The sequence below is a fragment of the Salinicola tamaricis genome (assembly GCF_003006155.1).
GTDB lineage: Bacteria > Pseudomonadota > Gammaproteobacteria > Pseudomonadales > Halomonadaceae > Salinicola > Salinicola tamaricis.
In genome coordinates this window covers 3,491,136-3,504,651 of the sequence record NZ_CP023559.1, presented here as the reverse complement: position 1 = coordinate 3,504,651, position 13,516 = coordinate 3,491,136, and the positions used below count along the sequence as shown (strand labels likewise).

The 13,516-nt window shown below is 66.6% G+C and carries 11 protein-coding genes and 2 pseudogenes; 5 read left to right on the top strand and 8 right to left on the bottom strand.

Translation table 11 applies throughout. The annotated features are described in order from the left end of the window. Nucleotides 1-67: 67 nt before the first annotated feature. The 6 genes from CN538_RS23385 to CN538_RS16070 form a co-directional block, all read right to left on the bottom strand. Nucleotides 68-589, bottom strand: coding sequence for a hypothetical protein (locus tag CN538_RS23385; protein WP_242495255.1), 522 nt, complete (start codon nucleotides 587-589; stop codon nucleotides 68-70). Then, nucleotides 549-1,382 (bottom strand): tetratricopeptide repeat protein, encoded by an 834-nt coding sequence (locus CN538_RS26460; protein ID WP_422917515.1) that lies wholly within the window; start codon nucleotides 1,380-1,382, stop codon nucleotides 549-551. Before CN538_RS26460 ends, CN538_RS23385 begins: the two co-directional genes overlap by 41 nt. Before the next feature lie 532 nt (nucleotides 1,383-1,914). Beyond that, nucleotides 1,915-3,150: an AAA family ATPase gene (locus tag CN538_RS23370; protein WP_242495253.1), complete on the bottom strand. Its 1,236-nt coding sequence runs from the start codon at nucleotides 3,148-3,150 to the stop codon at nucleotides 1,915-1,917. Next, nucleotides 3,087-3,596 (bottom strand): bacterial transcriptional activator domain-containing protein, encoded by a 510-nt coding sequence (locus tag CN538_RS23365; RefSeq protein ID WP_242495252.1) that lies wholly within the window; start codon nucleotides 3,594-3,596, stop codon nucleotides 3,087-3,089. Before CN538_RS23365 ends, CN538_RS23370 begins: the two co-directional genes overlap by 64 nt. After that, nucleotides 3,574-3,969: an AfsR/SARP family transcriptional regulator gene (locus tag CN538_RS23360; RefSeq protein ID WP_242495251.1), complete on the bottom strand. Its 396-nt coding sequence runs from the start codon at nucleotides 3,967-3,969 to the stop codon at nucleotides 3,574-3,576. Before CN538_RS23360 ends, CN538_RS23365 begins: the two co-directional genes overlap by 23 nt. A gap of 42 nt (nucleotides 3,970-4,011) precedes the next feature. Then, entirely contained in the window at nucleotides 4,012-4,653 is a 642-nt protein-coding gene (locus CN538_RS16070) for a MiaE family protein (protein ID WP_106420088.1), read from the bottom strand. 301 nt (nucleotides 4,654-4,954) lie between these two features. On the opposite strand from CN538_RS16070, the gene acnB reads away from it, so the two are divergent. Then, nucleotides 4,955-7,558, top strand: a complete 2,604-nt coding sequence (gene acnB, locus CN538_RS16065) for a bifunctional aconitate hydratase 2/2-methylisocitrate dehydratase (protein ID WP_106420087.1) — start codon at nucleotides 4,955-4,957, stop codon at nucleotides 7,556-7,558. A gap of 111 nt (nucleotides 7,559-7,669) precedes the next feature. Here the strand turns inward: acnB and CN538_RS16060 are convergent, their stop codons facing one another. After that, nucleotides 7,670-7,957 (bottom strand): hypothetical protein, encoded by a 288-nt coding sequence (locus tag CN538_RS16060; RefSeq protein ID WP_106420086.1) that lies wholly within the window; start codon nucleotides 7,955-7,957, stop codon nucleotides 7,670-7,672. Between the two features lie 246 nt (nucleotides 7,958-8,203). On the opposite strand from CN538_RS16060, the gene CN538_RS16055 reads away from it, so the two are divergent. From CN538_RS16055 to CN538_RS23350, 4 genes and pseudogenes are all read left to right on the top strand, one after another. Further along, nucleotides 8,204-8,794 (top strand): outer membrane beta-barrel protein, encoded by a 591-nt coding sequence (locus tag CN538_RS16055; protein WP_106420085.1) that lies wholly within the window; start codon nucleotides 8,204-8,206, stop codon nucleotides 8,792-8,794. Between the two features lie 424 nt (nucleotides 8,795-9,218). Further along, on the top strand, nucleotides 9,219-9,650 hold the full coding sequence (locus CN538_RS16050) for a glycerophosphoryl diester phosphodiesterase membrane domain-containing protein (RefSeq protein WP_106420084.1): 432 nt from the start codon (nucleotides 9,219-9,221) through the stop codon (nucleotides 9,648-9,650). Next, a pseudogene (locus tag CN538_RS23355) lies at nucleotides 9,559-10,446 on the top strand (glycerophosphodiester phosphodiesterase family protein); the annotation flags it as partial. The gene CN538_RS16050 and the pseudogene CN538_RS23355, both read left to right, overlap by 92 nt. A gap of 403 nt (nucleotides 10,447-10,849) precedes the next feature. Then, nucleotides 10,850-11,023 carry a glycerophosphodiester phosphodiesterase family protein gene (locus CN538_RS23350; protein ID WP_340638145.1) on the top strand — a complete coding sequence of 58 codons (174 nt, stop codon included), beginning with the start codon at nucleotides 10,850-10,852 and terminating at the stop codon, nucleotides 11,021-11,023. Nucleotides 11,024-11,096: 73 nt separating this feature from the next. Here the strand turns inward: CN538_RS23350 and ppsA are convergent. Further along, nucleotides 11,097-13,431: pseudogene (gene ppsA / locus CN538_RS16040) on the bottom strand (phosphoenolpyruvate synthase). Nucleotides 13,432-13,516: the final 85 nt, after the last annotated feature.

Genomic DNA, 13,516 nt, shown 5'->3' with positions numbered 1-13,516 from the left:
GCGGAACACCTGCCTAGCCCGCTGTGTCACCTCCCCGGAGGCGAGTCTCTTGCCGGCCATCCGCGTATCAGCCATGCCGCGCCCGGGTCGAGGCGTCCCGCCGACCACGCCGGGGGCGCTGCGGCGGACGCGCCTCGGCGCTGAGGTTGTCGAGCAGCGTGCGCCAGCGAATCAGCACCGGCGCATCGCAGAGCGCGACCTCGCCCAGGCGGTAGCGCAGCGCACGCTGGCTCTCGGCATCATCGGGATCCACCAGGGTCAGCCACAGCGCCAGGCTGTGCAGCTCGAGATGGGCACAGCCGGCCTCCTCTGCCCACGCCTGCGCCTCGGCGATCAGCGCCTCGATCTCGGCCATTGGCCGCCCCTGACGATGCTGGATCCGCGCCATCTGTAGCAGCAGCTGCGGCAGCATCGTCGAGCGGTTGTCACGCGCCTGAACCAGGCACGGCAGCAGGTAGTGTGCTGCGCGCTCGAGCTGATCGAGCGCCAGACAGGCATCGCCGTACCAGAGCGAAGCGCGTTGGTGGCGGGCCGTCCGGTGAGCTCGATCAGCCGTTCGACCCCCGACTCGACCTGATCCAGACGGCATCGCCGGCCAGCGCCTGCCCCCAGCCGAGCACGCAGAGTGCCTCCAGATGCCAGCGCTGCAGATCCTGTGAACGGGTCATCTCGAAGGCTCTCTGGCCGCGCTCCAGGGCGAGATGGACATGCCCCAGCTGACGGTAGAGCGAAGCCGCAAAGATCAGCGCCATGGCCAGCGATGCTGGATGGCCGATACTCTCCGCTAGCCGGATCGCCGCCTCCATCTGCTGCTCAGCACGGCGATAGTCACCACGCAGGCACAGCGCCCAGCTCTGATAGCAGCTCGCCGCCACCTGCGGGTGATCCGAGTAAGGCAGCCACTCGAGCACCATCGGCTGACGCAGAGGATCGATCTGCTCCAGATGCTCGAAAGCCCGCCCCACCTCGCCGCTCCAGTACTCGCCATAGGCGCGGGCATAGAGCGCCAGTCGACGGTAGCGCGGATCGTCGATGCGCTGTGCCAGCTCACGCAGATGCTCGGCCAGGGATCGGCATCGCGGTTGGCATAGCGCTGGCTGGCGCCGACCCATAGCCCCCAGGTGACCAGGAAGGCCTGATCCTCGGCGTCCTCCTCCTGCGGGGCCGTCACGCCACAGCTGCTGCGCCTCGATGAAGCACGCCTGGGCCGGGCGCGAACCGTGTCCTTCCAGCGCGTAATAGGCCTGACCCTGTACCGTCAGCAGGCTGATCCGCCGCTCCGCCGCGCCACCCGGTACACGCGCCAGACAGGCAAGACCCGCCTCGGCCAGGCGCAGTGCGGTACGATTGGCGCTGGCGCGCAGGGCGCCGCGAGCCGCCATCTCGAAGTAGCGTGCGCCGCGCCCCGGGTCCCCGCTGCGCTGCAGATGCTCGGCGAAATCGCCGGGTGGCGGCTGATCCAAGCCGGGCGCTGGGACTCGATCAGCCCGACCAGACGGCCGTGCAGGGTCACGCGAACATCCTGGGGGCAGGACAGATAGGCGGCCTCGTGCAGCAGCGGATGGGTGAACTGGAAATCGAACGGCGCGGCCTCGCACGGCTCGATGATCTCGAGCCGGCGCATCTGCTCGAGTGCCGCCCGCAGCGCCGCGTCGGTGGTATCGAGACACGCTCTGAGCAGCGCGGTTTCGAACTGGCGCCCGCATACCGCCGCCATGTGCGCCACGCTACGATCCTGGTGCAGCTGATCGATGCGACTGGCGAGCAAGCCGAGCAATCCACGGGGCAAGGCGGCGGCATCGAGGGTGCACCCCTCCCGACGGTCGATCTCGAGCCAGCGGCAGATCTCCTGCAGATAGAGTGGCACGCCCTCACAGCGCGCGATCAGCTGCTCGCGCAGTGACGGATCCAGCGTCAGGCAGTGACGCCGGGCGAGCACGTCGAGCATCTCGGCCGACTGCTCGGGGCCAGGCGGCCGAGCGCGATCTGCTGGTCCCAGTTGAGCCGAATCGAGGGCATCTCGCGGTTCTGGTGCGACGCCAGCAGCAGCAGCGAGGAGTGGATCGGCAAGCGCACCTGCAGGTTGTGCAGTACCTTGAGCGAAGGCTCGTCGAGCCACTGCAGATCGTCGATGATCATCACCAGCGGCCGGCGCGTCGCTGTCAACCGCAGGATCAACGACTGGGTCAGATGACTGACCAGCTCCACCGCCTCTTCGGCCGCCTCGCGGTTGGTGACTTCACGCACCAGCACGTCGAGCAGCAGGCGGCGCCGCTCGGCGCCGATCTTGGCCAGCGTCGGCGTGGCATCGATCAACGCCTCCAGGCTGGCGAGCGCCGGCTCCGCGCCGAGATGCCAGCGCAGCAGCGACTGCACCACCGCATAGGGCGTCTGGCTCGACAGCCGTGTGGTCTGGCGCCAGAACAGCGCGACGTCCTCATGCTGCAGACATTCGCGGAAACGAATCATCAGCGCCGACTTGCCGATCCCGGTATCGCCCAGCACCAGAAGGCTCTGACGCAGCCCCAGCGCAACCCGGGCCAGGGCATCACGCAGCTGGCGCAGCTCGGCATCGCGCCCCAGCAGGCTCGGCACTCGGGTCACCCGTCCGCCGTCGCCGGACGCCAACGCCAGGGCGCGCCGCGCGATCCGGCCATCGGCACTCAGCAGACGTGGCGTCAGCCGCGCCTGCAGATCGAACGCCGGCGGCAGGTGCTGGCTGGCATTGAGCGAGATCATCAGTTCCCCCGGCTCGGCCATGGCCAGCATCGCCAGCGCGACCTGGGTGACATCACCGAGCGGGTCGATGGTGCGACGCTCCGGCAGCCAGATCACCCGGCCGCTATCCAGTCCCGCACACAGGGTAAAGGCAGGCGACGGCGTATCACCCTCCCAGCAAGCCGCGACCTGCGCCGAAAGCCCCTGCTGGCAGTGGTCGTAGAGCGCCACCAGCTCGGCCAATTGGTGGGTCGGGCCATGGGTGGCAAAGCAGGCCAGCCCTACCCCGCTACCCACCGCCGCCTGCCAGAAGCCGCCGAGCTGATGGCACTGGGTCTCCAGCCAGCGGAACAGCCGATCCTGCAGGGTCAGACAGGCCAGCGCCTGACTGATGTCGTTGCCGCTTTCCGGCGGCTTGAGTGCGATCGCCATGATCGCCACCTGGCGAAAGTCGATCTCCGCCGCCGAGTAACCCTCTGCCGGGACGGGAGATGCCGGTGCTGGCAGCGCGACCTCCGCCGTCGGGGTAATATCCGGCCAGTCACCGGCGAACTGCAGGAACCCCGGCTGGGCTGCTCGCCGGAGAGCGCCAGTTGACGCAGCAGGGCATGAAAGCGCTCGCGCGCGGCGGTCACCTGGCCGTGGCCGGCGAGGCAACGTATCAGCTGCTCCTGGAACGCCACATGCTCGGGAAAACGTGCCAACAGCGCCCGCAACAGCGCCTCGGGCTGCATCTGCGCTTGGCTCAGGGCGCGCTCGGCGTAGTCGATCACCCGCTCGCGCCAGTCGCTACGCGCCTGCGAAAGCCAGCGACTGAAGCCCTCGCACTGGGGCAGCGCCAGCTCTGCCACCAGCTCACCGCGATAGTGGCTCAGCAACCTTTCGAGCCTCGTCAGGTCCGGCGTCAGCGCCAGTTCGCGCTCGATCTCGCGCAGATCCCAGCCACCGACGCCGGGGTACGCAGGCGATGGTCTGACGGGTGACCGTCAGCCAGGTCTCGGCGCACTCGCCCAGAGCGTGGCGTAGCGAATGCAGCGCATGGCGCAGATTGGTGCGCGCGGCGTCGAGACGCTGCTCCGGCCACAGCAGCGCCGCCAGCTGGGCACGGCTGACCGGCTCTCGCTGCAGCAATAGATAGAACAGCAGCGCCTTGACCTTGTCATAGCTGAACTGGGTCAGCGTGGTAGCACCTTGGTGCAGGCCGAACTGCCCGAACAGGGTCAGGGTCGTGCTGGCGGATGGCTGCGTCATGCGTCTCCTCGAAGGTACCCAGCGCCGCGCCCGCGGCTGGTGTCATACCGCGGCCGGCACCCCGCTGTGGAAGCGAAAGTGGGTGTCCGTGTCCTCGATCAGGGCACGCTCGTGGGCGGCGAAGACGGCGATTCGCTCATCGACTGCGGCGGCGCCGGCGTAGCGCCGGGCGAGACCGATATAGTCTTCGAAATGGCGTCCTTCCGAGCGCACCAGCGAGCGGTAGAACTTGGCCAGCTGCGCGTCGAGCCGCGGGATCAGCCGCGCGAAGCGCTCGCACGAGCGCGCCTCGATGAAGGCACCGACGATCAGGATGTCGATCAGGCGCTGCGGCTCGTCGCGCGCCACATGGCGCCGCAAGCCTTCCGCGTAGCGTGACGCCTGCAGATGGCTGTAATCGACCCCGCGCTCCTGCATGATCTCCACCACCTGCTCGAAGTGCAGAAGCTCCTCCCGTGCCAGCTGCGACATCTTGACCAGCAGTTCCGGGCGATCGACATAGCGGAACATCAGGCTCATGGCGGTGGAGGCCGCCTTCTTCTCGCACTGGGCGTGGTCGATCAGCAGCAGCGCCGGATGGGCGAGCGCCGCCTCGATCCAGCTTTCGGGGGTCGCGCAGGGCAGGAACTCGAGCAGCTCCTGTGGCAGCGTGGCGTCGGTCTCGGTAGCGGTATAAGCAGTCATGACGATGTCGTCCGTGGTCGATCTCGGGCGGCCTCATGTTAGGGAAAGCCTGTGCAATGTCTCCACGCGCACTGCCGGCGGCGCGAAGCGCCCCCTGACGGACCCGAGCTCCACCCGCCGAGCGCCGCCATGACGGGCCTTGAGCCGCTCGCCTTAACATTGTCGACAGTTTCACGTAGACTGCGCAGCGCCCACCGCAGCCGGTCGTTTGCCGCCGCCTCCCCCGCCCTCCAGGCGGAGTCTTCGCGCGCTGGCGCCGCCGCTCTCGCTGCGGGCTCTGACATTAGATGAGGGTTCAACCGTGCTCGAAGCTTACCGCCAACATGTCGAGGAGCGCGCCCAGGAAGGCGTGCCGCCGAAACCGTTGACCGCCGAAATGACCGCCCAACTGGTCGAGCTGCTCAAGCAGCCGCCCGCCGGTGAAGAGGCATTTCTCCTCGAACTGATCACCGATCGCGTGCCGCCCGGTGTCGACGAAGCCGCCTACGTCAAGGCCGGCTTCCTCACCGCCATCGCCAAGGGCGAGGCGACCTCGCCGCTGATCGACAAGATCCACGCGGTCAAGCTGCTGGGCACCATGCAGGGCGGCTACAACATCGCCACGCTGGTCGAGCTGCTCGACGACAGCGAGCTGGCTCAGGAAGTGGGCGAGCAGCTCAAGCACACCCTGCTGATGTTCGACGCCTTCCATGATGTCGCCGAGCGGGCCAAGAACGGCAACGCCGTGGCCCAGGGCGTACTCGAGTCGTGGGCCGAGGCCGAGTGGTTCCTGGCCAAGCCGGCGCTGGCCGACAAGATCAGCATCGCAGTGTTCAAGGTGCCCGGTGAGACCAATACCGACGACCTGTCGCCGGCGCCAGACGCCTGGTCGCGCCCCGACATCCCGCTGCACGCCAACGCCATGCTCAAGAACCCGCGCGACGGCATCGAGCCGGAAGTGCCGGGCAGCAAGGGCCCGCTGGCGCAGATCGAGGCGGTCAAGGCCAAGGGCTTCCCGGTCGCCTATGTGGGCGATGTGGTGGGCACCGGCTCCTCGCGCAAGTCGGCGACCAACTCGGTGCTGTGGTTCTTCGGTGACGACATCCCCCACGTCCCCAACAAGCGCGCCGGCGGGTTCTGCTTCGGCGGCAAGATCGCACCGATCTTCTTCAATACCATGGAAGATGCCGGCGCCCTGCCGATCGAGATGGATGTCGACAAGCTCGAGATGGGCGACGTCATCGACGTCTATCCGTATGAGGGCAAGGTGACCCGCCACGACAGCGATGAGGTCATCTCCACCTTTGCGCTCAAGACCCAGGTGATCCTAGACGAAGTGCGTGCTGGTGGACGCATTCCGCTGATCATCGGTCGCGGCCTCACCGAGAAGGCACGCGACGAGCTAGGCCTGCCCGCCTCCGACGTGTTCCGCAAGCCGGAGCAGCCGGTCGATACCGGCAAGGGTTTCACCCTGGCCCAGAAGATGGTCGGCAAGGCGTGCAACCTCGAGGGCGTGCGTCCGGGCATGTACTGCGAGCCGAAGATGACAACGGTCGGCTCCCAGGACACCACCGGCCCGATGACCCGCGACGAACTCAAGGATCTGGCGTGTCTCGGCTTCCAGGCCGACCTGGTGATGCAGTCCTTCTGCCACACCGCCGCCTACCCCAAACCGGTCGACGTCGAGACCCACCACACCCTGCCGGACTTCATCCAGAACCGCGGCGGCGTCTCGCTGCGTCCGGGTGACGGCATCATCCACTCCTGGCTCAACCGCATGCTGCTGCCCGACACCGTGGGCACCGGCGGCGACTCGCACACCCGCTTCCCGCTGGGCGTGTCGTTCCCGGCGGGCTCGGGTCTGGTCGCCTTCGCCGCGGCCACCGGCGTCATGCCGCTGGACATGCCGGAGTCGGTGCTGGTGCGCTTCAAGGGCAAACGCCAGCCGGGTATCACCCTGCGTGATCTGGTCCATGCGATCCCCTACTACGCGATCCAGCAAGGGCACCTGACGGTGGCCAAGTCGGGCAAGAAGAACATCTTCTCCGGGCGCATCCTGGAGATCGAAGGTCTCGAGGATCTCACCGCCGAGCAGGCGTTCGAACTCTCCGACGCCTCTGCCGAACGCAGCGCCGCGGGCTGCACCATCACCCTCTCCGAAGAGAGCGTGACCGAGTACCTGACCTCCAACGTCACCCTGCTCAAGTGGATGATCAGCGCCGGCTACGGCGACGCCCGCACCCTGGAGCGTCGTATCCAGGGCATGGAAGCGTGGCTGGCCAACCCCAGCCTGATGCGCGCCGACGCCGACGCCGAGTACGCCGCGGTGATCGAGATCGACATGAGCGAACTCGACCAGCCGGTACTCTGCGCCCCCAACGACCCGGACGACGCGCGTCTGCTCTCCGAGGTCGCCGGCGAGAAGATCGACGAGGTCTTCATCGGCTCGTGCATGACCAACATCGGGCACTTCCGCGCCGCCGGCAAACTGCTCGAGAAGCAGCCCGCGGGCAGCCTGAAGACGCGCCTGTGGCTTGCGCCGCCGACCAAGATGGACCAACATCAGCTGACCGAGGAGGGCTACTACGGCATCTACGGCAAGGCCGGCGCCCGCATGGAGATGCCGGGTTGCTCGCTGTGCATGGGTAACCAGGCACGTGTGGCGCCGAAGTCGACCGTGGTGTCCACCTCGACCCGTAACTTCCCCAACCGTCTCGGTGACGGCGCCGATGTCTATCTGGCATCGGCAGAGCTCGCGGCGATTGCTGCCGTCGAGGGCCGCCTGCCGACGGTCGAGGAGTACAAAGCGACCATGGGCGAGTTCGATGCGATGGCGGGCGAGATCTACCGCTATCTGAACTTCCATGAGATCGAGGACTTCCAGAAAGCGGCCGCTACCGTCATCCCGGTCGCCCAGGAAGCCTGATACGACTCTTCCGATGCTCGCAGCTTCATGAAGAGGCTACCGAAACGCCCCGCCCCGTGCGGGGCGTTTTTTATGTGCAAGGGCCGCTGGGCCGCCAGGTTCGAGCGCCCGTCAGCGGGCCGTCAGACCTTCGATGCCGTGGCACCAGTGTGCCTGCCAGACGTGGGCGGCGGGTGCGACGCGCTCGATCGCGTCACGCTCTGCCGGCGTGGCGTAGACGAGATAATCGACCTCGAAGCGACGGCACAGCGAAAACACCTCGCTGGGGTAGTAGAGTAGTACGCCCTCGACCCGGGTGGCGTGCTGCCACGGCGCCTCGGTGACCATGGCGACCACCTCGTGGGTCGCGCCGAGGGTGCGCAACCAGCCGTAGTGGCGTGCGTCACAGCCGCACAGCACGACACGTGGTGAGCGGCGGCGACCCCACTGAAGGCCGGCGGTCAGGCGTCGCAGCGCGTCGATGGGGTGAAGGAAATCGATAACGGCAGCGCCTCGTCGCGGTTGATTGGGCTACCCCATTGTCGCTCGCACCCGTGCCGGCGCCAAGCCGGACCAAGATCGCACTGGGCTTGCGCCGGGACGGGTAGCAAATTAGAGTTTTCAGATAAAAGAACAGCGTTCATCAACGGGATGGAGATGGAAAACATGAAGATCAATACCTGGCTGGCACTCCCGCTGGCGCTGTCGCCGCTGCTGCTGGCGCCTGCCGCCCAGGCGGCCAACGCCGACGGCCTATATATCGGCCTCGGCGGCGGCTACGGCAAGGTCACCAGTAGCGACAGCGATGTCGGCCACTTCGCCGGTGCCAGTGGCAGCGGCTACCACGTGGATGACGACGACAGCGTCTACAAGGCCTTCGTGGGCTACGAGTACAACCCCTACTTCGCCACCGAGGCGTTCTACGCCGACCTGGGCAAGCCCAATATCATCCGCGGCGGCAACGTGGTCGATCTCAAGACCCGCGCCTACGGCCTCAACCTGATCGGCAAGTATCCGCTGGTCGCCGGCTTCGAAGTGTTCGCCAAGGCCGGTATGGCGAAGTGGGACGTCGACGCCCGGGGCGATCTCGGCGCGGGCTCGAACCTCGACGATAACGACGGCATCGACCCGGTCTACGGCGCTGGCGTTCAGTACCACTATCAGCATCTGCTGCTGCGCACCGAGTACGAGCGCTACGACTTCGACAGCGACTACAAGGTCGATGCCTACACCGCCTCGGTGGGCTGGCAGTTCTGATCTTGGATCATCGCGCTACCAAGGCCGCCTGCGGGCGGCCTTGACGTTTTCAGCGGATGACAATCCCTTTCGGACGGCGGGATCACCTGTGCGACTTGGGAACGCTGAATAAATCGCCGAACGAGATGCAGGGCAAGGCGCCCGGAGCACAGACTCGCAGCAACGCGTAGAGAACGCCCGCAGGGCGGCCCGTCAGGGCAAGTTGCCGAAGGCAACGCGTCAAGCGAGACATAACATGGGGTTAGGCGAGCTTTCGACCGGGCTGGCGTCCCCGTACCGCGTCACGCAGCCATGCGCTGGGGACGCCGAGTCCGTGCAGGCATTTATGCAGTGATTCCCTTGCGCCGATGACACTTTGAAGACAAGACTGACAGGGTCACAAGGAAGATGACCCCACACTGACCAGGACGTCGACGACCGCGATATGCTTGCCCCACGCCCGCTGATCAAGGACATCACGCGCCAGATCGCCGTACACTGGCGCGCGCTCATCGCTTTTCATCTCTTCTTCACCCTACTGGCCACCGCACTCTGGGTGCCACTCTCTGCAGGCACCCTCGCCGGACTACTGAAGCGTATCGGCCAGCCGGTACTCAGCAACGGCCAGATCGTCGACGTCGCACTCTCGGCCAGGGGTCTGCTGTGGCTGCTGGCGGCGCTGGGGCTGAGCTTTCTGGTGATCTTCCTGCAGCAGGCGGGCATGATGCGCGTGGTCTCCAGCCGCGACGGCGGGCGTTATCGGGTCGCCATGGGCGCCCTCTGGCATGTGCTGCGACGCTTCCCGGCACTGCCGCGCTGGCCTTCCTCCAGGTCGGTGCGCATCTGCTGCTGGCGGCGCCCTTCGCCCTCGGCGTAGCCCATCTCTATACCTGGCTGCTGGGAGACACCGAACCCTATGTGCTGATTCGCGTGTGCCCGCGGCGCTGTGGCAGTTCTCGCCCTCGCGCTGCCGTGCTGCTGGTCTGGGCAGTGCTCGCCGGCCCACACTTTATCTGCGCTGGTTTCTCGCTCTGCCGGCGCTGGTGCTGGAGGGCCTGGGGCCGCTGTCGGCGCTGGCCCGCAGCCATCGATTGACCCGCCGGCGGCGCTGGCGCATGGCACTGCTGGTGCTGGGCACGGCGCTATCGGTGGCGGCGATCCCGGTCGTCTTCAGTCTGCTCTTCAACGCCCTAGGCGGGCCGCTGCTGGGGCATCTGCCCGAGCGCGCGAGCGTGCTGATTCCGGCCATGCTCGCGTATCTGGCACTCTATATCGTGGCCACCATCGCCCTGACCTTCCTCGGCGTCAGCGCCAACAGCCTGCTGGTCACCACCCTGTTCCAGCGCGCCAGCGGACGCGCGCCGGTACTCGACGGCGAGCCCGCACCGCGGCGTTCGGGGCTGATCGCCTGGGGCGCGGAGATTCTGGTCCTGGCCTTCGCACTGCTCCAGGCGGGCTGGATTCTCCAGGGGTTCGAGATCAACGATACGGTCGCCATCACCGCCCATCGCGGCGCCTCGTATCAGGCGCCGGAAAACACCCTGGCGGCGCTGGAAGGTGCCATCGACGCCGGGGCCGACTACATGGAGCTGGACGTGCGCCTGAGCGGCGATGGCCAGGTAATCGTCGCCCATGACGACAACCTGCGCCGGCTCACTGGCATCGATCGCCGCTTGAGCGAGATGACCCTCGACGAGATTGCCAGGTCGACGTCGGGGCCTGGTTCGGCGATGCCTTCGTCGGCGAGCGCATCCCCACCTTTGCCGCGCTACTGGCGCGCGCCCACGGGCGGATCGATCTGTATGTCGAGCTCAAGCGGCGCCGCTGAGCGCCGATCTCCTGGCCCGCCAGGTGATTGCCCAGATCGCGCCAGCGGCATGGCCGACCAGGTGGTGATCGCGTCGCTCTCGCCGTCGGTGGTGGCGCGGGTCAAACAGCTGGCGCGGACATCCGCACCACTGTTCCTGCAGTTCATCCTGCCCGGGGCGTGGCGGAGACCCCCGCCGACATCATCGGCTGCGCCATACCCAGGCCAACCCGAGCCTGCTGCGGACCCTGCACGGCAGCGGCCGTGGCGTGGCAGTGTGGACGGTGAACAGTACCGGCGCCATGTCGCGCTATATCGACATGGGCGTGGACAACATCATCACCGACCGCCCCGAAGCGCTAAGCGCCCTGCTCGCCGAACGCCGTGAGATGTCCGATGGTGAGCTGCTGCTGGTCAAGCTGCGCAACTGGTTGAGCTCGTGAACGCAAAAAGCCGGTGCGATCGCTCGCACCGGCTTGGATGACGCCACCTCGCGCGGCGAGGCCTGGCTGGCCATCAGCCGAGGGTTTCGCCGGCCAGCATGAACCAGGTCTCGAGCACCGCGTCCGGGTTGAGCGAGACGGAGTCGATACCCTGCTCCATCAGCCACTTGGCCAGCTCGGGATGATCCGAGGGGCCCTGGCCCGCAGATGCCGACGTACTTGCCTTGAGCCTTGCACGCCTGAATCGCCATCGACAGCAGCTTCTTCACCGCCGGGTCACGCTCGTCGAAGAGATGCGCAAGATCCCGGAGTCGCGATCGAGCCCCAGGGTGAGCTGGGTCAGGTCGTTGGAGCCGATCGAGAAGCCGTCGAAGTACTCGAGGAACTCATCCGCCAGCAGCGCATTGGCCGGCAGCTCGCACATCATGATCACTTTGAGGTGATTCTCGCCGCGCTTGAGTCCGTTGGCCTCGAGCAGCTCGACCACCCCCTTGGCTTCGGCCGGGGTGCGCACGAACGGCACCATGATCTCGACGTTGTCCAGGCCATCTCGTCGCGCACGCGCTTGAGCGCCTGGCACTCCAGCTCGAAACAGGGGCGGAAGTCGTCGGAGAGATAGCGTGAAGCGCCGCGGAAGCCAGCATCGGGTTCTCTTCACCTGGCTCGTAGAGCTTGCCGCCGATCAGATTCTCGTACTCGTTGGACTTGAAGTCCGACAGTCGCACGATCACCCGCTTGGGGTAGAACGACGCCGCCAGGGTCGAGATACCCTCGACCAGACGATCGACGTAGAAGCTGACCGGATCGGCATAGCCGGCGGTGCGCAGGTCGATGGTCTGCTTGAGATCACTGGAGAGCTTGTCGTAATCCATCAGCGCCCGCGGGTGCACGCCGATCATGCGGTTGATGATGAACTCCAGCCGCGCCAGCCCCACGCCCGCATTGGGCAGCCCGGCGAAAGCGAAAGCGCGATCGGGGTTGCCCACGTTCATCATGATCTTGAACGGGATATCGGGCATGCTGTCGACGCTGGTGGCCCGGCACTCGAACTCGAGCTTGCCATTGTAGACGTGGCCCGTGTCACCCTCGGCGCAGGAGACGGTGACCTCGAGCCCATCTTCGAGCAGCTCGGTGGCATCGCCGCAGCCCACCACCGCGGGGATGCCCAGCTCGCGGGCAATGATCGCTGCGTGACAGGTGCGTCCGCCACGGTTGGTGACGATCGCCGAGGCGCGCTTCATGATCGGTTCCCAGTCGGGATCGGTCATGTCGGTCACCAGCACGTCGCCGTTCTGCACCTTGTGCATCTCTTCGGGTGACGCCACCAGCCGGACCTTGCCCTGGCCGATGCGCTGACCGATGGCACGTCCATCGACCAGCACGCGCCCCTTCTCCTTGAGGGTGAAGCGCTCGAGGGTGCCGGCATCCTGGTTGGAGACGACGGTCTCGGGCCGCGCCTGAACGATATAGAGCCTGCCGTCGTCGCCGTCGCGCGCCCACTCGATGTCCATCGGGCGACCGTAATGCTGCTCGATGGTCACCGCCTGGCGCGCCAGCGCCATGACGTCGTCATCACTCAGACAGAAGCGCTGGCGGTCGGCATGCGCGACGTCCACGGTCTTGACCGAACGCCCGGCGGCGGCGTCCTCGGTGTAGACCATCTTGATCCGCTTGGAACCCAGAGTACGCCGCAGCACCGCTGGCCGACCGGCCGCCAGGGTCGGCTTGTGCACGTAGAATTCGTCGGGGTTGACCGCCCCCTGCACCACGGTCTCGCCCAGGCCCCAGGCGCCGGTCACGAAGACCGCATCACGGTAGCCGGACTCGGTGTCCAGGGTGAACATCACACCGCTGGCCGCGGTCTCGGAACGCACCATCTTCTGCACCCCGGCGGAGAGCGCCACGTTCTCGTGGGCATAGCCACGATGCACGCGGTAGGAGATGGCGCGGTCGTTGAATAGCGAGGCGAACACTTCGTGCACCGCGCGCTTGACGTTGTCGAAGCCGTCGATATTGAGAAAGGTCTCCTGCTGCCCGGCGAAGGAGGCATCGGGCAGATCCTCCGCGGTGGCCGAGGAGCGCACCGCCACCTTGAGCTGCGGGTAGCGTGCCTGCAGGGTCTGGTAGGCGTCCGCCAGCGCCGCCTCGAACGCCGGCGGCAGAGGCGTGTCGATCACCCAGCCACGAATCTTTTCGCCGACCTTGGCCAGTGTCTCGGTGTCGTCGACGTTAAGCGTAGCGAGTTCGGCATTGATACGGTCGTTGAGCCCTTCGTGCTTGAGGAATTCGCGGTAGGCATGTGCCGTGGTGGCAAAACCGCCCGGCACGGTGACGCCGGCATCGGCCAGATTCGAAATCATTTCGCCGAGGGAGGCGTTCTTGCCGCCCACCCGCTCGACATCGCCCATACCCAGCTGATCGAAAGTGATGATGAAGGGTTCCAAGGTCCTCTCCTGCTGCTCGTTTCGGCTGACGTTGCGGCACGTCCTCTGC